Origin of the sequence: Actinoplanes awajinensis subsp. mycoplanecinus (assembly GCF_001509495.1) — a bacterium.
In the GTDB taxonomy this organism is placed as follows: Bacteria; Actinomycetota; Actinomycetes; order Mycobacteriales; family Micromonosporaceae; genus Actinoplanes; species Actinoplanes palleronii.
Genome location: NZ_LLZH01000341.1, coordinates 1 through 20,713, shown reverse-complemented (window position 1 = coordinate 20,713; position 20,713 = coordinate 1). Strand labels below are relative to the sequence as shown.

The 20,713-nt window shown below is 72.0% G+C and carries 10 protein-coding genes and 1 riboswitch; of the genes, 5 read left to right on the top strand and 5 right to left on the bottom strand.

Annotated features, from left to right (window positions below; translation table 11 throughout):
* Positions 1–3 precede the first annotated feature (3 nt).
* Together ADL15_RS48085 and ADL15_RS48080 are read right to left on the bottom strand one after the other, a co-directional pair.
* Positions 4–297, bottom strand: a complete 294-nt coding sequence (locus ADL15_RS48085; RefSeq protein WP_067707290.1) for a DUF4031 domain-containing protein — start codon at positions 295–297, stop codon at positions 4–6.
* A complete protein-coding gene (locus tag ADL15_RS48080; protein WP_067707288.1) occupies positions 294–2,093 on the bottom strand; it encodes a glycerol-3-phosphate dehydrogenase/oxidase in 1,800 nt (599 codons plus the stop codon). The genes ADL15_RS48085 and ADL15_RS48080 overlap by 4 nt, the downstream gene beginning before the upstream one ends.
* An 89-nt stretch (positions 2,094–2,182) precedes the next feature.
* Between ADL15_RS48080 and ADL15_RS48075 the strand changes: the two genes are divergently transcribed.
* Positions 2,183–7,315 (top strand): Ig-like domain-containing protein, encoded by a 5,133-nt coding sequence (locus ADL15_RS48075; protein ID WP_067707284.1) that lies wholly within the window; start codon positions 2,183–2,185, stop codon positions 7,313–7,315.
* 8 nt (positions 7,316–7,323) lie between these two features.
* Here the strand turns inward: ADL15_RS48075 and ADL15_RS48070 are convergent, their stop codons facing one another.
* Positions 7,324–8,247, bottom strand: coding sequence for a winged helix-turn-helix transcriptional regulator (locus tag ADL15_RS48070; protein WP_067707332.1), 924 nt, complete (start codon positions 8,245–8,247; stop codon positions 7,324–7,326).
* Between the two features lie 25 nt (positions 8,248–8,272).
* Here ADL15_RS48070 and ADL15_RS48065 point away from each other — a divergent pair, with 25 nt between their 5' ends.
* Positions 8,273–9,520 (top strand): MFS transporter, encoded by a 1,248-nt coding sequence (locus tag ADL15_RS48065; protein WP_067707282.1) that lies wholly within the window; start codon positions 8,273–8,275, stop codon positions 9,518–9,520.
* Between the two features lie 92 nt (positions 9,521–9,612).
* Complete coding sequence (locus ADL15_RS48060; RefSeq protein WP_067707280.1) at positions 9,613–14,907, top strand: Ig-like domain-containing protein; 5,295 nt, start codon at positions 9,613–9,615, stop codon at positions 14,905–14,907.
* Positions 14,908–14,999: 92 nt separating this feature from the next.
* On the opposite strand, the gene groL is transcribed toward ADL15_RS48060, so the two are convergent.
* Positions 15,000–16,622 (bottom strand): chaperonin GroEL, encoded by a 1,623-nt coding sequence (gene groL, locus ADL15_RS48055; RefSeq protein ID WP_067707279.1) that lies wholly within the window; start codon positions 16,620–16,622, stop codon positions 15,000–15,002.
* 378 nt (positions 16,623–17,000) lie between these two features.
* Between groL and ADL15_RS48050 the strand changes: the two genes are divergently transcribed.
* Together ADL15_RS48050 and ADL15_RS48045 are read left to right on the top strand one after the other, a co-directional pair.
* The gene (locus ADL15_RS48050) at positions 17,001–17,507 is read left to right on the top strand and encodes a GNAT family N-acetyltransferase (RefSeq protein WP_067707276.1); all 507 of its coding nucleotides are present in this window, start codon (positions 17,001–17,003) and stop codon (positions 17,505–17,507) included.
* Entirely contained in the window at positions 17,507–17,974 is a 468-nt protein-coding gene (locus ADL15_RS48045) for a hypothetical protein (RefSeq protein WP_067707273.1), read from the top strand. The genes ADL15_RS48050 and ADL15_RS48045 overlap by 1 nt, the downstream gene beginning before the upstream one ends.
* Positions 17,975–18,199: 225 nt before the next feature.
* Here the strand turns inward: ADL15_RS48045 and thrC are convergent, their stop codons facing one another.
* Positions 18,200–19,483 carry a threonine synthase gene (gene thrC / locus ADL15_RS48040; protein WP_067707270.1) on the bottom strand — a complete coding sequence of 428 codons (1,284 nt, stop codon included), beginning with the start codon at positions 19,481–19,483 and terminating at the stop codon, positions 18,200–18,202.
* Positions 19,484–19,493: 10 nt separating this feature from the next.
* Positions 19,494–19,631, bottom strand: a riboswitch (SAM riboswitch).
* Between the last annotated feature and the right edge of the window lie 1,082 nt (positions 19,632–20,713).

Sequence of the window (20,713 nt, the reverse complement as noted above, 5' to 3'; positions counted from 1 at the left end):
AGCCTACGGACGGGGCGCGGTATTCGTACCAGATGGGGTTGAAAGGTGTTTGGGGCGCCGGAGGCCGGCGGCCCGCAGGCGCGCGGTGACCTCGCGGGAGGAGACCAGCGTCGCGCCCAGCCAGAGGGCGCTGCGGAACCGTGCCGCCGGGATGTCGTAGTGGTCCCGGTCGAACGCGCGCGGCGGTGCGCCGAGCATCTCCGCGAAGGCGTGCAGCTCCGCGAAGGAGACGTCGCTGACCAGGTGTGACCAGAGGTGGCCACGACCCGGCCAGCGAGGTTCGTCGACGAGGATCAAAGGTCGGCTTCGAGCAGGACGGCACGCCGGTCGGCGGTCAGCCCGCGGACGTCCGGAGCGCCGACCCGGGCGGCGTCCGCGGCCAGGTCGTCCGGCATGGTCTGCGACTCGCGCTCCGCGGTGACCCGGGCCTGGTAGTGCTCGACCTCGCGGCGGCGGACGGTCTCGTCCCAGCCGAGCACCGCGCCCATCACCCGGGCGGCGTGCTCGGCCGTCTCGGCGCCGCGGTGCGCGGTCTCGATCGAGATCCGGGTACGCCGGGTCAGCACGTCGTCCAGGTGCAGGGCCCCCTCGGCCAGTGCCGCGTACGCCACCTCGGCCGCCAGGTATTCCGGCGCGCCGTCGAGCGGGACGGCCAGCTCGGGGTCGGCGGCCATCATGGCGAGCAGGTGCACGGTGAGCGTGCCGTACCGCTCCAGCAGGTGCTCGACCACGCCGGTGGTGACGCCGTGCCGCCGGGCCATGTCCTGCCGGTCGCGCCACGCGGCGGCGTACCCGTCCGCGCCGAGCAGCGGCAGCTGGTCGGTACGGGACTCGCGGGCCGGGCCACCCAGCCGGCGCACCGTACGGTCGATCACGTCGGCCGCCATCACCCGGTACGTCGTGTACTTCCCGCCGGCCACCAGCAGCAGCCCGAGCATCGGCTCGACGACCGCGTGCTCCCGGGAGAGTTTCGAGGTGGAGTCGGCCTCGCCGGAGAGCAACGGGCGCAGCCCGGCGTAGACACCCTCGATGTCGTCGGTGGTCAGCGGCCGGTCCAGCACCTCGTTGACCTGGTCGAGCAGGTAGCGGATGTCGCGCGCGGACGCGGCCGGGTGGGACCGGTCGAGCTGCCAGTCGGTGTCCGTGGTGCCGATGATCCAGTGACCGCCCCAGGGCAGCACGAAGAGCACCGACGTCGCGGTCCGCAGGATCAGCCCGGCCTCGCCGGTGATCGCCGAGCGGGGCACCACCAGGTGCACCCCCTTGGACGCGCGGACCCGCAGGCCGGGGCGGAGGCCGACGTCGCGGAGCATGGCCGACATGTCGTCGCTCCACACGCCGGTCGCGGCGACCACGGTCTTGGCGCGCACCTCGAACTCCGGCGAGCCGGGCGCCTCCAGGTCCTTGACCCGCACGCCGACCACCTGGCGCGCCTCGCGCACGAACCCGGTGACCCGGGCGCTGGTGACCACCGCGGCGCCCTGCGCGGCCGCCGTCCGCGCCAGGTTGACCACCAGGCGGGCGTCGTCCACCTGCCCGTCGTAGTACCGGATCGCGCCGGAGATCTTGTCGGCTTGCAGGCTGGGGAAGAGGTGCCGGGCGCCGTTGCGGCTCAGGTGCCGGTGCAGCGGCATGCCCCGGCCGCCGCCGAAGACGCCGGCGAACACGTCGTACGCCGCGACGCCGAGCCCGTAATACCCCCGCTGCCAGACCCGCTTCGCCGGGTTGGCGGCCGGCAGCGGCACCATGATCGGCACCGGCCGGACCAGGTGCGGCGCGAGCCGGGTGGCCAGCAGGCCGCGCTCGGTGAGCGCCTCGTGCACCAGGTGCAGCTCGAGCTGTTCCAGGTAGCGCAGGCCGCCGTGGATCAGTTTGCTGGACCGGCTGGACGTGCCGGCGGCGAAGTCACGCGCCTCGACCAGGGCCACCTTCAGCCCGCGGGAGGCGGCGTCGACGGCCGCGCCAGCACCGGTGACCCCACCGCCGATCACCAGGACGTCGAATTCTTCGTCACGCAGGCGCCGGAGATCGGAGGTCCGGCGGATCGGGGAGAGGCGGCCGGCGGTGTTGCGGGAGACGGAGGGATCACGCACCCGTCCCACGTTAGCCCGTGCCGGTGTCACCCCGGCGGAGGAATGTGGTCCGGCACACACCCGTCACTCCCAGCGATTAGCGTCGCAGTATGCACCGCACCGGGGCCACGGTCCTGCTGGTCTGGGCGGTCGTCCTGGCGGCCACCGCCTTCGTCGCCCAGAACGCTGACGCCGCCGTAGCCGGTTTCGGCCTGCGCTTCGAGGCGAACACCAACGGCTCGATCCTGCTGCGCGGCAACGCGAACCTGATCTGCTCGCCGGCGGCGACCGGCTGCCCGGCCGGCCGGGACGGTCTCGGCACCAAGCTCGACGACAACGACTTCACCATGGTCGCCGCGGACGCCGACCACGACCCGGCCACGGTCAACGACAGCACCGCGACGGTGTCGCTGCCGCCGGGCAGCACGGTGCTCTTCGCCGGCCTGTACTGGAGCGCCAACACCACGGCGGGCAGCAGCGGGACGGCCGCGCCGTCGGCCGCGAACAAGAACCGGGTAGGCCTGCGCACCCCGGCCGGCGCCGGGTGGCTGCCGGTCACCGCCACCACCGTGTACGGCACGGGCGCCCCGTACCAGGGCTTCGCCGACGTCACCGCCCTGGTCGCCGGCGCCGGCAGCGGGGTGTACGGGGTGGCCGACATCCAGACCGGCACCGGCGTGGACCGGTTCGCCGGCTGGGCGCTCGCGGTCGCGTACCGGAACCCGGCCGAGGTGCTGCGCGCCCTGCGGGTCTACGACGGGCTGGGCACCGTGAGCAGCGGTTCCGGCAATCTGGACATCCCGGTGAGCGGCTTCGAGACCCCGCACTCGGGCACCGTGCGCGCCGAGGTGGGCACCGTGGCCTACGAGGGTGACCTGGGCAAGAAGGGTGACGTGCTGCGGATCGACGGCCAGCTCATGTCGGACGGCGCGAACCCGGTCGACAACTTCTTCAACAGCACGGTGAGCAGCGGCGGCCTGCCGGTCGGTGGCCGTGACCCGGGGTTCGCCAACCTGTTCGGCGTCGACATCGACCAGTTCGACGCGACCGGCAAGCTGGGCCACGCGGTCACGTCGGCCACGCTCACGCTGAGCACCACCAGCGACACCTACTACCCGGGCGTGGTCAGCTTCGCCATCGATCTGTACGCCCCGAAGCTGGTCACCACGATCACCGGCACCGACCTGAACAACGGTAACCTGCTGCCCGGCGACATCCTGGAGTATCAGATCGAGGTGCGCAACGACGGCAACGACGTCGCGGACGGAACCGTGCTCACCGCGCCGGTCCCGACGTTCACCACCTTCGTCCCGGGTTCGGCCCGGATCCAGGGGGTGCCGGTCGCCGACGCCACCACTTTCACGCTGGGTGACATCCCGTACCAGGGCGTCATCTACGTGACCTTCCAGGTGCGGCTGGACGCCGGCATCCCCGCCGGTCACGCGGTCACCAACCTGGTGAGCCTCAGCTACACCGGGCACACCGCCGGGGTCGGCGTCTCCGGGCTGGCCGGGGCGGTGGCCAGCGTGGTGGCCCCGGCGCAGGCCGACCTGACCGCCGCGCTGACCGTGTCACCCGGCGTGGTGCAGCGGGCCGCGCTGCCGGCGCCGGTCACCTACCTGATCACGGTCACCGACAACGGCGCCGGCACCGAACCGGACGCGCGGGCCGAGCTGACCCTGCCGGCCGGGGTCACCGCCGGGACGCTGCCGCCCGGGTGCACCGTTTTCGGCGCGGTGGTCACCTGCGCGCTCGGTCCGCTGGTGGCGGGCTCCCAGGCCACGGCCGCGATCCCGGCGACGGTCCAGGTGGCGGCCGCGGCTCAGCCATCAGCGTCTTTGCTCGTGTACGGCACGAGCACCGAGGCCAACCCGGCCGACAACACGGCGAGCGCGGACGTCGTGGTGAACCTGGCCCCGCGCGCCACCGCCGACCCGGCCGCCGCCCCGGGGGTGATCGCGGTGCTGGCCAACGACGACGACCCGGACGGGCCGACCACCGCGCTCACCGTCACGATCACCACGCCACCGGCACACGGCTCGGCGATCGTGCTGGCCGACGGCACGATCGCCTACACCCCGGCGGCGGGGTGGGCCGGTGACGACCCGTTCACGTATGCGATCACCGACGCGTCCGGCGGGAGCGCCACCGCGGTGGCGACCGTACGGACCCCGAACGCTCCCCCGGTCGCCGCCGCCGACGCCGCGGCCGTCGACACCGGCGGCGCGGTGACCGTGCCGGTGACCGCGAACGACACCGACCCGAACGGCGACCCGCTCACCGTCACCGCGGTGGTCCCGCAGAACCCCGCCGCCGGGACCGTGACGTTCACCGGCGCCACGATCACGTTCACCCCGGTGAACAGCTTCGTCGGCGCCGCCACGTTCACCTACACGGTCAGTGACGGCGCGGCCTCCGCCACCGCCCAGCTGACCGTGAACGTGGCCAACGCCGTGCCGACCGCCGCCGACGACCAGGCCACGGTGGCCTACCTCGGCGCCGTCACGATCCCGGTACTCGCCAACGACCAGGACATCAACGGCGACACCCTGATCATCGACTCGTTCGTGGCGCCCACCGACGGGACCGCCTCGATCGCCGGGCCCGCCTCGATCGCCTACCAGGGCGCTCCCGGCTTCTCCGGCGTCGTCACGTTCAGTTATCGGATCGACGATCAGAACGGCGGGCTGGACTCCGCGACGATCACGGTCACCGTCGCCGACGCGCCGCCGGTCGCGGTCGACGTCGCGGCGACCACGCCCTACCTGATCGCGGTCACGGTGGACCCGCGGATCGGCGCGACCGACCCGAACCCCGGCGACGTCCTGCGGGTGATCGGCGCGCTAACCCCGGCGCACGGCACGGTGGTGCGCAACCCGGACGGCACGCTCACCTACACCCCGGACCCCGGCTGGTCCGGAACGGACAGCTTCGTCGTCACCCTGGGCGACGGGCAGGGCGGCACCGACACCGGCACGGTCACCGTCGTGGTCGCCAACGCCCCGCCGACCGCCGCGCCGGACGCGGTCACCCGGCCGTCCGGGGTACCCGCCACCATCGACGTGCTGGTCAACGACGACGACCCGAACGGCGACCCGCTCACCGTCACCATCGACGCCGCCCCGGCGCACGGCACCGCGACAGTGGTCGCCGGCCAGATCCGCTACCAGCCCGATCCCGGGTACGCCGGCGCCGACACGCTGCACTACACGATCGACGACGGGCACCTCGGCACGTCCGGCGCCGCGGTCACGATCACCCTGGTCAACGCGGCGCCGCAGGCCCGCCCGGACACCGTGTCCACACCGACCGGCACCCCGGTCACCATCGACGTGACCGGCAACGACGACGACCCGAACGGCGACCCGCTCACCCTGCTCGGCTGGACCGCGGCCGCGCACGGCACGGTCACCGCCGGGCCGGGCGCGACCGTCCGCTACACCCCGGCCGGCGGCTTCACCGGCACCGACACGTTCGGTTACACGATCGCCGACGCGCACGGCGTGCCGGACACCGCGGCGGTCACCGTGGTGGTGCGCAACGCCCCGCCGGTCGCCGAGGACGACACGTTCCGGGTCCGTGCGCAGGGCACGACGTCGCTGCCGGTGACCGCGAACGACCACGACCCGAACACCGGGCAAGCGTTGAGCGTGCTCGCCGCCGGACCGGCCGGGACCGGCACGGTCACGGTCACCGGGCCGCTCACCGTCGATTACACCCCGGCGCCCGGGGCCACCGCCGACACGTTCGGTTACCAGCTGACCGACGACCTGGGCGGCACCAGCTCCGCGACGGTCACCATCACCGTCGACGCCGCGCCGACCGCCACCGACGACACCGCGGAGACCGGCGCCGGGGTGCCGGTGACGATCGCGGCGACCGCCAACGACTACGACCCGGAGGGCGGCGCCCTGACCGTGAGCTGGTCCGAGACGCCCGCGCACGGCACCGCGTCGCTCCAGCCCGACGGCCGCCTCCGGTACGTCCCGGCCGCCGGTTGGCTCGGGGCCGACACGTTCCGGTACGACGTCCGCGACCCGATCGGGAACACCGCCCGGGCCCGGGTCACCGTGCTGGTCCGCGGCGCCCCGGTCGCCCGGCCGGACGTCGCCGCGGTCCGCGCCGGCCAGCAGGTGAGCGTGGACGTGCTGGTCAACGACACGACCGCGGTGCCCGGCGGGCTGACGATCACCTCGGTGGGCGCTCCGGCGCGGGGCAGCGCCACGACGGCGGGCGGCACGGTCCGTTACGCGGCACCGGCCGCCTGGACCGGTCAGGTCGATTTCCGGTACGAGGTGACCGACACCCTGGGCGCCACCGCCGAGTCGACGGTGACCGTGCTGGTCACCGACGTCACGCCCTTCGCGGTCCCGGACTCGCGGGTCACCGCGTACCGGAAGGCGATCACCATCGGCGTCCTGGCCAACGACCTGGACGAAAGCGGCTCCCTGCAGGTGATCGCGGTGACCACCCCCGCCGTCACCACGGCGGCCCGGGCGGCGGCGCCTGATGCCGGCCGAGCGGCCGTGACCGATATGGGACAGACGGTCACCTATACGCCGCCGGACGGGTTCTCCGGAGAGGCGCGGTTCGAGTACACCGCCGAGGACGCCGTCGGGCACCGCACCTCGACGACCGTGACGGTCACCGTCGGGCCGCCGCCGGCGGTGCCGGACATGTCGGCGTCCACCCCGACCGGGCAGCCGGCCGGGATCCCGCTGCCGGCCGTCGACGATCAGGGCCGGCCGGTCGCCCAGCGGCGGATCAGCCAGCCGGCGCACGGCACCGCGCGGCTCAACCCGGACGGCTCGGTGACCTACACCCCGGATCCGGGCTTCGCCGGCGAGGACCGGTTCACCTACGAGATCGTCGACGCGGACGGCAACCTGGCCACCGGCACGATCGTGGTGACCGTGGTCGAGCCGCCGGCCTCGCCCAGCCCGTCGCCGCCCGCGTCGCCCACGTCCGCGCCCTCGGCGTCGCCGTCGCCGTCGCCGTCGCGCAGCCGCCAGGCGCCCGCCTCGCCCCGCCCCACGCTGCCGAGGTCGCCGGCGCCGCCGGGGATCTGGCCGGAACTGCCCACCACGAGCGTCCCGGACGGGCCGGTTCCAGCGCTGCTGTTCGCCATGTCGGGCTTGTTCACGCTGCTGGGCGGGGTGCTCTACCTGCTCGGCGCCCGCCGTCCACCGCTGACGGCCCGGCACCGGCCGGGCCGCCACCGCCTGTTCCGCGCGCCTCGCTGAGGCTGTCGCTACGGCGCATCTTGACAACGTGCGCTCGCCTTGCCGTCCCCGGACCGACCGTTGCGGAGCAGCAGAGTTGCCAGCATCTCGTCCACCGCCGCGGCCGGGTCGGTGATCGGGTACTGCACCTCGCGGATCGTGCCGGCCGGGTCGATCAGCAGGGTCAGGCGCTTGAGCCGGTCGACGCCGGCCGCCCGGAAGGTGGGCAGCCGCAGCGCGGTGGCGAGCCGGCCGTCGGCGTCCGAGAGCAGTTCGTACGGCAGCGCCGCGTGCTCGGCGAACGCGCTGAGCTGGTCCGGCCGCTGGGTGCTGACCCCGCGGATCCGGGCACCGGCGGCGGCGAACCGCTCGGCCCGGGCGCCGTACGTCGTCGCCTCCAGCGTGCAGCCGATCGTGCCGGGGATGTCCGCCCAGCGCGGCGGATAGCCCCGGTCGCCGGGGGCGAAGGCGCCCGGGAAGCAGAACAGCACGGTCCACAGGTCCGGGCCGGCCGGCAGCACCGGCACACCGTCCTGCCGCAGCAGGGTGAGCTCCGGCAGCCGGTGACCGCGCAGCGTCTGCACGCGGCGCTCCTCACCCGAGCCGGCCTCGGTGGTCGCGGTGAGGGTGCCGTCGCCGAGCACGTACCGGTCGCCCCAGTCCTGCAGTGCGAGCAGCACCGGGAGCAGGCCCTCGCCCTTCGCGGTGAGCAGGTAGTCGTAGCGGGGCGGCCGGTCGGTGTATCGCCGGCGCTGCAGCACACCGTGCTCGACCAGGGCGGCGAGCCGCTCGGCCAGCGCGCGCCGGCTCATCCCGAGCTCGTGCTGCAGCGCGTCGAACCGGGTCACCCCGCCGGCCACGTCCCGGACGATCAGGAACGTCCACCAGTCACTCAGGACCCCCAGCGCTTGGGTGATCCCGCAGTCCACGTCTGCCAGGTCGACTTGCCTCACCCGCACCACTATAGTCAGTTTCATTATGGAACTGACACCGTTCTGGCGCCTGTGGACCGCCGGCGCAACCAGTCAGCTCGGCTCGGCGGTGGGCGCGGTGGCGCTGCCGCTCACCGCGCTGACCGTGCTGCACGCGTCCGCCCTCGACATGGGCCTGATCACCGCGGCCACCTACCTCGCCTACCTGCTGATCAGCCTGCCGGCCGGAGTGATCGTGCAGCGCCTGCCGCTGCGGGGCATCCAGGTCGGCGCCGACCTGGTCCGGGCGCTCGCGGTGGCCTCGATCCCGCTCGCCTGGTGGGCCGGGATGCTGACCATCACGCAGATGATCGTGGTGGCGCTGGTGACCGGCTTCGCCACCGTGCTGTTCGACGTCGGCAACCAGACGTTCCTGCCGGAGATCGTGCCGGCCGACCAGCTGCAGTCCCGTAACAGCCTCACCTCCGGCACGCACGCCGCCACCCAGCTCGGCGGGCCGTCCCTGGGCGGCGTGGCGGTGCAGCTGCTCGGCGCGGTGCCGACCCTGCTGGTCGACGTGGTGAGCTACCTGTTCTCGGCCGCCGTCCTGCGCACCCTGCCCGAGCGCCGGACCGAACCGCCCGCCGAGCGGCGGCCGCCGATGCGCGACCTGATCCGTGAGGGCTGGCACTACGTGGTCCGCCACCCGATCGTCGGGCCGTGCATGTGGGACGCCACCGCGACCAACTTCGTCACCGGCGCCATGCTCGCACTCTTCCCCTACTACCTGGTCCGCGAGCTGCACGCGTCGCCCGGCCTGGTCGGGCTGCTGCTCGCCACGGACGGCCTGGGCACGCTGGCCGGCGCGCTGGTGACCACCCGGATCACCCGGCGGTTCGGCACCGCCCGCAGCCTGATCGTCGCCGCCGTGGTCGGGGTGGCCGGCGCGATGATCATCCCGCTGGGCACCGGGAACGGCGCGTTCCTGGCGTTCGCGGCCGGGAACGTGATCTTCGCGGTCTCCACCGTGATACTCAGCGTGACCACCCGGACGTACCGGATGACGGCCAGCCCGCCGCACCTGCTGTCCCGGGTGATCGCCACGGTGAAGTTCGTGTCCTGGGGCGCCATCCCGCTCGGCGGGCTGATCGGCGGCGCGCTGGCCGGACCGCTCGGCGCCAAGACCACCCTGCTGCTCTTCGGCGCCCTGACCGCGCTGTCACCGGTGATCTACCTGATGTCGCCGGTACGCACGTTGCGCGATCTCACCGACCTGGCCACCCCCACCGTCGAGAGGCACCAGACAGCGCTCTGACCTGCAACTCTTCCGCAATTCTCGGTACCTAGCGTCGACACCTGAACCGGACTCCGACTGGGGTCCGGCCCGTGCCGCCCGTGAGGACGAGGATGTACCGAGCCGCTCTCCGCGACCGCCCCTACCGGGCGGCCTGCCTGATCGTCGTGCTGGCACTGGCGATCGTCACCGGTCTCACCGTCCTCCCCGAACGGGCCGACGCCGCGATCACCGACCCGTTCACGTCCCGGTTCGAGGTGAACGCGAACGGCTCGATCCTGCTGCGGGGCAACACCAACCTGCAGTGCCCGGCCGCCGTGGCGTCCTGCGTCTCGGCGCACAACCAGGTCGGCTCGGCCAGCACCGAGGTGCTGAACAACAACGGGTACGACATGGACTACACCAACGCCGACAACGACGCGGGCACGTTCAACGACAGCGCGGCGACGATCACCATGCCGTCCGGCAGCACGGTGCTGTTCGCCGGGCTGTACTGGAGCGCCGACTGGAGCGCGGGCACCAACGGCCACGTCGCCCCGAGCAGCGCCGACATCGACAAGGTCCGGTTCAGCGTGCCCGGCGGCGGCTGGACCGCGCTGACCGCGGACACCATCTACAAGCCCGCCTCGGTCAAGGCGTTCCAGGGCTTCAAGGACGTCACCCGGCTGGTCGCGGGCGCCGGCGACGGGACGTACCGGGTGGCCGACATCCAGTCCGGCACCGGGCGGGACCGGTACGCCGGCTGGGCGCTGGCGATCGCGTACCAGAACTCCGCCGAGCCGATGCACAGCCTGCGCGTCTTCGACGGTTTCGGCGTGGTCAACAGCAGCTCGACCTCGGTGAACATCAACGTCTCCGGTTTCCAGACGCCGCAGACCGCACCGGTCGGCGCCAGGATCGGCACGGTTGTCTACGAGGGTGACCTGGGCAAGGTCGGCGACACCCTGAAGCTCGACAACGTGGCGATGAGCGACAACCAGAACCCGGCGAACAACTTCTTCAACAGCACGGTCAGCGAGGGCGGCAACGCGGTCGGGTCCCGCGACCCGAACTGGCTGAACCTGATGGGCGTCGACATCGACCAGTTCGACGCGGCCGGCAAGCTGAACCCGAACGTCACCTCGGCGCAGCTGACCCTGACCACCAGCGGCGAGACGTTCTACCCGGGCGTCGTCACGTTCACCACCGACCTGTTCGCCCCGAAACTGGTCACCACGACCACGCCGACCGACCTCAACAGCGGCGACCTGCTGCCCGGCGACGTGGTGGAGTACCGGGTCGCGGTGCGCAACGACGGCTCCGACACGGCGAGCCTGTCCAGGCTGATCAACGCGTTCCCGACCGGTACGACCTACGTCCCGAACTCGCTGACCGTGGCCGGCTCGCCGGTCGCCGACACCGGCCGGGTCGACGGCGGGTCCACCCAGGTGACGTTCGACCTGGGCACGCTGGCGTACCAGGCGAGCACCTACGTCACGTTCCAGGTCGTGGTGGCGCCGACCGCCACGGCCGGCTCCACGGTGGTGAACCTGCCGAACGTGACGTTCCAGGGCAGCACCAGCGTCATGACGATCACCGGGGTCAGCGACACCTCCACGCTGACCGTGCAGCGCCCGGACGTGGACCGGGCCGCCGGCCTGACCGTCGCGCCGAGCCGGGTGCAGCGGGCCGGGGCGCCGAACTCCGTGTCGTACACCGCGACGGTGACCAACAACGGCCCGGGCATCGAGACCCGGCCGGTCGCCGAGCTCACCCTGCCCGCCGGGGTCACCGCGGGCACCCTGCCGGCCGGCTGCGTCCTGGCCGCCTCCAAGGTCACCTGCACGCTCGGCTACCTGGCGAAGAACACCAGCGGCAGCGTGACCGTCCCGGCCGTCGCGGACAGCACCGCGGCCACCACCACGACCGCGAGCCTCACCGTCTCCGGCGCGGGCCACGACGTCGACACGACGAACGACACCGCCACCGCCCAGCTCGAGGTGAACGCGAACCCGCGGGCCCGCAGCGACTCGGCGACCACCGCCGGCGGCACCCCGGTCACGTTCGGGGTGCTCGGCAACGACGACGACCCGGAGAACCCGAACAGCGACTTCTCGGTGTCGATCGCCCAGGCGCCGGCGCACGGCAGCGTGTCGGTGAACGCCGACCGGACCGTCACGTACACCCCGGACCCGGCCTGGCGCGGCGCGGACTACTTCGACTACACGCTGGCCGACGGGCACGGCGGCACCGACACCACCACCGACATGGTGACCACCGCGAACGCCGGACCGGTCGGCCACGACGACACGGTCACCACCGGCGCCGGCGCCCCGGTCACGATCGACGTGCTGGCCAACGACACCGACCCGAACGGCGACACCCGTACGCTCGACGCGGTCGACCCGCCACAGGCCGGCGCCGGCACCACCGCGCTCAGCAGCGGCCAGGTCCTGTTCACCCCGGATCCGGCGTTCACCGGCGTGGCCGTGTTCACCTACACCCTCTCCGACGGCAACGGCGGCACCGCGACCGCCACCGTCCGGGTCGCCGTGGCCAACTCCGGGCCGGTCGCCGCGAACGACGCCGACCAGGTCGGCTATCGCAACGCCGTGGACGTGGACGTGCTGGCCAACGACACCGACATGAACCACGACCCGCTGACGATCAGCGCGGTCGGCACGCCGGACCACGGGACCGCCACCATCTCCGGCGGGAAGATCCACTACCTGGCGCCGGTCGGGTTCTCCGGGCCCGCGACGTTCACGTACACCGTCACCGACGGCACCGACACCGCGACCGGGACCGTCGTGGTGACCGTCGCGGACGCCCCGCCGGTGGCCGCGACCGAGACGCCGGCCACCCCGTACGCCACCGCGGTCACCCTGGACCCGGCGGCCGACGCGACCGACCCGAACAACGACCCGATCAGCGTCACCGGCACCGGCGCCGCCTCGCACGGCACCGTGGTCCGCAACGCCGACGGCACCCTCACCTACACCCCGGCCCCGGGCTTCTCCGGCGTCGACCGGTTCACGTACACGGTCAGTGACGGGCGGGGCGGCACCGACACCGCCTGGATCGTGGTCACGGTCGGCAACGCCGCGCCGACCGCGCAGCCGGACTCGGTCACCGTCTCGGCGGCCGCGCCCACCACCATCGACGTGACCGTGAACGACACCGACCCGAACGGCGACACCCTGACCGTCACCATCGACGCGCCGCCGGCCAACGGCACCGCGTACGTCTCGGCCGGCCGGATCGTCTACACCCCGGCGAGCGGGTTCCACGGCACGGACACCCTGCACTACCAGGTGTCCGACGGGCACGGCGGCACGTCCGGCGCCTCGGTCACCGTGGTCGCGGTCAACGTGGCGCCGACGGCCGCCCCGGACGCCGCGGTGACCGGCACGGACAGCCCGGTGTCGATCCCGGTGCTGGCCAACGACAGCGACCCGAACGGCGACGCGGTCACGCTGGCCGGGGCCACCCCGCCGGCGCACGGCACGGTCGTCGTGAACGCCGGCGGGACCGTCACCTACACCCCGGCTGCCGGGTTCTACGGCACCGACGCGTTCACCTACACGATCACCGACCCGGCCGGCCTCACCGCGACCGGCACGGTCACCGTGACCGTGCACAACGTCGCCCCGATCGCGCTCGACGACCACTTCCTGGTGCAGCCCGGCGCCGCGACCGAGCTGGCGGTGCTGGCCAACGACAGCGACCCGAACACCGGTCAGACGCTCAGCGTGCTCGCGGTCGGGCACGCCGGCAAGGGCACCGTGACCCTGGTCGGCGGCAAGGTCGTCTACACCCCGAACCGCGGGGTGAGCGGGGTCGACACGTTCACCTACACGCTCACCGACGACCTCGGCGCGACCAGCCAGGGCACCGTCACCGTGGCGATCGGCAGCGGCCCGGCGACCGGCGCGGACACCGCCTCGACGCCGGGTGGCACCGCCGTGACGATCGACGTGCTGGTCAACGACACCGACCCGGACGGCGACCCGCTCACCCTGCTCAGCGTCACCGCCCCGGCGCACGGCACGGCCGCGATCGAGGCGGGGAAGGTCACCTACGTCCCGGCGGCCGGGTTCACCGGCACCGACCGGTTCACCTACACGGTGCGGGACGGCGCCGGGAACGAGGCGACCGAGACCGTCACGGTACGCGTGGCGAACGCCGACCCGGTCGCCGTCGCCGACGCCGCCGCGATGCTCTCCGGCCGGCACCTCGACCTGGACGTACTGGCCAACGACACCGACCCGAACCCGGGCCAGACGCTGACCGTCACCACGGTCGGCACCCCGGCGCACGGCACCGCCACCCTGGTGGCCGGCAAGATCCGGTACGCGCCGGCCGACGGTTTCACCGGCACCGACACTTTCTCGTACGAGGTGAGCGACGGCCAGGGCGGCACCGCCGAGGGCACCGTCACCGTGACGGTCAGCGACGGCAACCCGGTCGCCGTGCCGGACCAGCGGACCACCACGTACCAGCACCCGATCACCATCGGGGTGCTGGCCAACGACCTCGACCCGGACGGCTCGCTGACCCTGGACCTGGTCGCGACGCCGGACCACGGCACTGCGGTGATCAAGATCGGCAAGATCGTCTACACCCCGCCGGCGGGCTTCTCCGGGGTGGCCACGTTCGAGTACATCGCGGTGGACTCGGCCGGCCACAAGGTCACCGCGACCGTGACCGTGACGGTCGGACCGGCACCGGTCGCGCCGAACCGGACGATCCGCGCCAAGCCCGGCAAGGCGGTGAGCCTGCCGGGGCCGACCGTCGACCAGCACGGCATCAAGATCAAGGTGACCTCGCTCGGCAAGCCGGCGCACGGCACCGCCACGCTGAACGCGAACGGGACGATCACCTACGTCCCGGAGGCCGGTTTCATCGGCACCGACAGCTTCACGTACGAGGCGATGGACGCGGACGGCAACCTGACCCAGGGCACCATCACGGTGACCGTGGCCGGGACCGGTCAGCCGCCGGTGGCCGTCTCCGACCGGTACACCGTGATCGGCGGCGAGTCGGTGACCGTGACACCGACCGCGAACGACACCGACCCGTACGACGACAAGCTGGACATCGTCAAGCTCGGCCGCCCGCAGCACGGCTCGGTCACGCTGAACACGAACGGCACGATCACCTACACCGCCACCGACGGGTTCACCGGCACGGACACGTTCCCGTACGCGATCAAGGACGCCCACGGCGGGCAGGCCCGGGCCACCGTGGCGATCCGGGTGACCTCCGCGGTCACCTCCGGCAACCTGGCCAAGACCGGCCTGAGCCTGGTGCCCCTGGCCGCGACCGGCGGCGCACTGCTGCTCTGCGGCGGCATGCTGTACGTGATGACGGTCTTCAGCGGCCCCACCGGCGGCCGCCACCGCCCGGGCCGGCACCGGATGGCCTGACCGGAAAGTCCAGGAACGCGGAACGGGCGGGCCGCCGAAGCGACCCGCCCGTTCCTACGTGCTGAGTTTCTACACCCTGGTGGAGACCGGACTCAGAAGTCCATGTCCCCGCCGCCGGGGGCGCCGGCCGGGGCCGGGTTCTTCTCCGGCTTGTCGGCCACGACGGCCTCGGTGGTGAGGAACAGCGCGGCGATCGACGCGGCGTTCTGCAGCGCCGAGCGGGTGACCTTGGCCGGGTCGATGATGCCCGCGGCCAGCAGGTCGACGTACTCGCCGGTCGCGGCGTTCAGGCCCCAACCCGCTTCGAGGTTGCGCACCTTCTCCACCACGACGCCGCCCTCGAGGCCGGCGTTCACGGCGATCTGACGCAGCGGGGCGTCGAGCGCGACGCGAACGATGTTCGCACCGGTGGCCTCGTCGCCGACCAGGTCCAGCTTGTCGAACGCGGTCTTGCCGGCCTGCACCAGCGCGACGCCACCACCGGGGACGATGCCCTCTTCGACGGCCGCCTTCGCGTTGCGAACGGCGTCCTCGATGCGGTGCTTGCGCTCCTTGAGCTCGACCTCGGTGGCCGCGCCGACCTTGATCACTGCAACGCCACCGGCCAGCTTGGCCAGGCGCTCCTGCAGCTTCTCGCGGTCGTAGTCGGAGTCCGAGCGCTCGATCTCGGCGCGGATCTGGTTGACCCGGCCCTGGATCTGCTCGCTGTTGCCAGCACCGTCGACGACCGTGGTCTCGTCCTTGGTGATGACGATCTTGCGGGCCGAACCGAGCAGCGAGATGTCAGCGGCGTCCAGCTTGAGGCCGACCTCTTCGCTGATGACAGCGCCACCGGTGAGGATCGCGATGTCCTCCAGCATGGCCTTGCGGCGGTCACCGAAGCCCGGGGCCTTGACGGCGACGGACTTGAAGGTGCCACGGACCTTGTTGACGACCAGGGTGGCCAGGGCCTCGCCCTCGACGTCCTCGGCGATGATCACCAGCGGCTTGCCCGACTGCATGACCTTCTCGAGGATCGGCAGCAGGTCCTTGACCGCGGAGATCTTGCTGTTCGCGATGAGGATGTACGGGTCGTCGAAGACGGCCTCCATACGCTCCGCGTCGGTCATGAAGTACGCCGAGACGTAACCCTTGTCGAAGCGCATACCCTCGGTGAGCTCGAGCTCGAGCCCGAAGGTGTTGCTCTCCTCGACGGTGATGACGCCTTCCTTGCCGACCTTGTCCATGGCCTCGGCGATGATCTCGCCGACCGTGGTGTCACCGGCCGAGATGGAGGCGGTGGAGGCGATCTGCTCCTTCGTCTCCACGTCCTTGGCCAGCTGCGACAGCGCCTCGGAGACGCTGGCGACGGCGGCCTCGATGCCACGCTTCAGGCCGAGCGGGTTCGCACCGGCGGCCACGTTGCGCAGGCCCTCGCGGACCAGCGCCTGGGCCAGCACGGTCGCCGTCGTCGTGCCGTCACCGGCGACGTCGTCGGTCTTCTTGGCGACCTCCTTGACCAGCTCAGCGCCGATCTTCTCGAAGGTGCCCTCGAGCTCGATCTCCTTGGCGATGGATACACCATCGTTGGTGATCGTGGGAGCGCCCCACTTCTTCTCGAGAACGACGTTGCGACCCTTCGGGCCGAGCGTCACCTTGACCGCGTCGGCGAGCTGGTTCATGCCACTCTCGAGGCCGCGACGAGCTTCCTCGTCGAACGCAATGATCTTGGCCATACGGCGTTGTCCTCCCGGACATCCGCGGCGCCGGGCCTGCTCGGCCCCGCCCGCACACTGAGGAAGTCTGTGGACGTCACCACCTGGCGATGTGACGTCCTCAGGCCGAGCCGGATAGCCCGCGACGACCGGTTTCGTGTCGCGGCACCGATGGCGGCGCCGTGACCGGAACCCCACCGCCCCGACCTGCTGGCACTCACGGGTCGCGAGTGCCAATCACTTGTTTAGCACTCTCGGGTACCGAGTGCAAGAAAGCCCATCTTCCCGCGAAACGTTCCGGGCCGGTCGGCAAACCGGCTAATGATCTTCCACGCCAGGTCACGACGGGTTTACGGCAACAAGGTTGCCGCCGGCCGCCGTGGCGGGTAATGAGGACGCATGGAGAGTTCGACGGTGCGCCGGATCACCCCGCAGGACGCCGGACGGATGCGTGCCCTGCGGCTCGAGATGCTGGCGGACAGTCCGCTCGCCTTCCTGGAGACGCTGGCCCAGGCGGCCGCCCGCCCGCACGACGGCTATCGGGATCGGCTCGCCCGATCGGCGACCGGCCCGGAGCTCGCCCAGTTCGTCATCGACCCCGGGTCCGGCCCGCTCACCGGGCACGCCGGCGGCACCATCATCGCGGAGGAGCCGCAGGTCACCGTGGTCTTCTCGGTCTACCTGACACCCGCGTGCCGGGGCGGCAAACTGCTCGCCCGGCTGGTCGAGACGATCGCCGACTGGTCCACCGCGGCCGGCCGGCACGAGCTGATGCTCGAGGTGGTGACCGGCAACGATCGGGCTGTCCGGGCGTACGAAAAATTGGGTTTTGAAGACACCGGCGTGCGCCAGCCGCATCCGACGGTGCCGGTGCTCACCCAGTTGCAGATGCGCCGGCGGATCTGATGGCCGCCCGGCGCTGGCCACTCACGCGGACGGTGCTGACCGCCGCGAACGGGACCACCGGCGCCGGACTGCTGCTCGCGATGGTCACCCGGACGAGGATCCGGCGCGGCCGCGACGGCGTGCTGATCGCCGAGGGCTGGCGGCTGCCGATACCGCCGGCGGCCTGCTTCACGGTCGGCTCGGTGGTCATCACCCGGCGGTCCGCCGAGTGGCTGCTGCACGACGATCGGGCCGCCCTGCTCGCCCACGAGAGCCGGCACGCCGGGCAGTACGCGGTGCTCGGCCCGCTCTTCTGGCCGGCCTACTGGGTCGCTTGTGGCTGGTCCTACGCGGCGACCGGGTCCTGGGGCTGCCGCAACTGGTTCGAGCGCCAGGCGGGCCTGACCGACGGCGGCTACCCGGAAGATGTCCCACTGCGCCCATGGCTGCGGCGGGTCCGGCGCAGGCGCTCTCGCCGTGGGGCCTGAAAGAGGATTTGGTCGGGAGGACGGACGCACAGCGCCTCCGGCACGAATGCCATTGGGTCAGCGCTGGGTCGTTGGGACCCTCGGAGATTGTCGCCAAGCTCAGGTGAGGGGCCTCGTACGGCGTCGCGTCCTCCCGCGACAAGCATCCTGCCGATCCGGAGATCGGCGCGCAAGTCCTCGGAGGAAGGAATATTCGACAACCGGCTCCTCGCCGGTCACCCTGAGTTATCCCAGCAGGCCAGCTTCGCGCGCGCCGCGCAGAGACGGCTTGATCCGGTGGGTCGGCCCGACCTGGCCGGCGATCGCGTCGAGAGTCTTCAGACCCTCGCCGGTGTTGTAGACGACCGTCTCCTTCGCCGGGTCCAGCTTGCCGCTGGCGACCAGCTTCTGCAGCACCGCGACGGTGGTGCCACCGGCCGTCTCGGCGAAGACACCGGTCGTCTCGGCGAGCAGCCGGATACCGGCCCGGATCTCGTCGTCGTTCGCGTAATCCATCCAGCCACCAGTGCGGCGGACCGCCTCGATCGCGTACGCCCCGGCAGCCGGGTCGCCGATGTTCAGCGACTTGGCGATCCCGGTCGGCTTCACCGGGGTGATCACGTCGGTCTCGTTGTGCAACGCCACCGCGATCGGATTGCACCCGGCCGACTGCGCGCCGAACACCGCCCAGCCACCCTCCGGAGCCTCGACCAGTCCGATTTCGACCAGCTCGCTGAACGCCTTGTCCACCTTGGTGAGCAGCTCACCCGACGCCATCGGGATGACCACCTGCGCCGGGATCCGCCAGCCGAGCTGCTCGGCCACCTCGTACCCCAGCGTCTTCGAGCCCTCCGCGTAGAACGGCCGGACGTTGACGTTCACGAACGCGGTGTCCTCGAACTCGTCGGTCTCCACCAGCTCACCGCAGAGCCGGTTCACGTCGTCGTAGGAACCCTCGATCGCGACCAGCTCACCGCCGTAGACCGCGGTCGTGATGACCTTGCCCGGCTCCAGGTCGGCCGGGATGAACACGATGCTGGGCACCCCGGCACGGGCCGCGTGCGCGGCGACCGAGTTGGCCAGGTTGCCGGTCGACGCGCAGGAGAACCGCTTGAAGCCGAGCTCCTTGGCCGCGGTCAGAGCCACCGAGACGACCCGGTCCTTGAACGAGTGCGTCGGGTTCTGCGAATCGTCCTTGATCCAGAGCGGCGCGCTGATGCCCAGCCGCTCGGCCAGCGCCGGCGCGCTCACCAGCGGCGTCATCCCCGGGTCCAGGGTCACCCGGGTGTCCGGGTTCTGCCCGGCCGGCAGCAACGCCGCGTAGCGCCAGATGTTCTGCGGGCCCGCCTCGATGTCGGCCCGGGTCACCCGCGCGAGCGCGGCCTGGTCATAGGCCACCTCGAGCGGGCCGAAACACTCGAAACAGGCATGCTGAGCGGCCAGCGGGAACTCCGCGCCACACGCGCGGCAGATCAGCCCGCGAGCAGGCGAGGTGGTGCTGACAGTGGGTGCGCTGACGGCAGACGTCATCGAGGCCTTCCTCTCATCTTTCCCCGGCGGCGACCTGCCACAAGCGGGGACGGAATTAGCACCTGCCGCGCGCGGCCTCGTCATCGAGACATACGCGGTGGTTGCCGGGGCTTCACAGGGCCGTTCCCTCTGCCCCTCTGGATGAGGTATTCAGTTGTTTCCCGAAGCTTACGACGAGATTCCGCCGAAGCCCCACCGAGTTCCCGAGGTGTGAGCGACCTCCTTCCGAAGAATCGGCCGATCCGGAACAAAATCAAGATGTCGTGCGTCCGCCGGGGTCCGGACCGCCGCTCCCGCCGGGACCCCTGCGGGCTTCGCAGGCCGCTGGCGCGTCCCGAACGCGAACCCCTCCGGGGCGACGCCCGCGGGTGGTCGCGGAAACCCCGAGCTCTCCCCCACCGCCAACCACCGAGCGTCATCCACAGTCCGCCACCATCCACAGCCCCCACCCCACCCACCCCATCCCCCCACCACACTGTTCGAGGGGGATCCCCCAGGGAGGGTGGGCTCTGCGCGAACGGTGTGAAATTTCGGTCCGCTCCGCACCCCCGACTCCCCACGCCCAGCCGTCCCGCGCTGTCGGTAGGGACTCTCGGCTCGGGGCGCACCCAAACTCCACACGCTGGGGCGACCGGGCAACAGCCGAGCGGGTGTCGGTCGCAGCAGCACGCGTCGCCGGCCCGGCCGGTCCTCACGGTCGCCTCCGGCCCGCTTTGACAACCCTCAGAACCAGCCGAGCAGGTCCCAATGCCGCTCAGCCTGTTTTGATCTCGGTGGGGCCCTGCGGGTCTTGGAGTGGTTCCCGATGTGTTCGGGTGCAGGTGGGTAGGGGTGTCGTTGCGGGCCGGGATGTCCAGTCGCTCGGTGCTGTTGTGACGGTCAGCGTGGGTGATCGATGTTGGCGGGGCGGCGGAAGTCCGCGCTCGGCGCCGAAGGGGCGGCCGGGGTCCGCGCTCGGCAACGGTGGGGGGGTGACAGTCCGCGCTCGGCGCCGGAGGGGCGGCCGGGGTCCGTGCTCGGCGCGGAGGGGGCGGCAGGGGTCCGCACTCGGCGTCGGCGGGGCGGCAGGGGTCCGCGGTCGGGCGGGTTCTGGGCGGTGGCGGTCCGCGGTCGGGTTGTGCGTGCGGCTACCGCCCCCAGGTGGCAAGGCCGCGCGGTTAAGTGTTTTGGCTGATTGTCAGCACTCTTTCGATTGACATGAGCGCATAGGTAACGGGACCTCAGGTAGGC

What these genes read in the sequence shown, in the direction of transcription:
- groL (WP_067707279.1), bottom strand. Translation starts at nt 16,622, where the DNA reads ATGGCCAAGATCATTGCGTTCGACGAGGAAGCTCGTCGCGGCCTCGAG.
- thrC (WP_067707270.1), bottom strand. Translation starts at nt 19,483, where the DNA reads ATGACGTCTGCCGTCAGCGCACCCACTGTCAGCACCACCTCGCCTGCT.
- ADL15_RS48060 (WP_067707280.1), top strand. Translation starts at nt 9,613, where the DNA reads ATGTACCGAGCCGCTCTCCGCGACCGCCCCTACCGGGCGGCCTGCCTG.
- ADL15_RS48045 (WP_067707273.1), top strand. Translation starts at nt 17,507, where the DNA reads ATGGCCGCCCGGCGCTGGCCACTCACGCGGACGGTGCTGACCGCCGCG.
- ADL15_RS48075 (WP_067707284.1), top strand. Translation starts at nt 2,183, where the DNA reads ATGCACCGCACCGGGGCCACGGTCCTGCTGGTCTGGGCGGTCGTCCTG.
- ADL15_RS48065 (WP_067707282.1), top strand. Translation starts at nt 8,273, where the DNA reads ATGGAACTGACACCGTTCTGGCGCCTGTGGACCGCCGGCGCAACCAGT.
- ADL15_RS48050 (WP_067707276.1), top strand. Translation starts at nt 17,001, where the DNA reads ATGGAGAGTTCGACGGTGCGCCGGATCACCCCGCAGGACGCCGGACGG.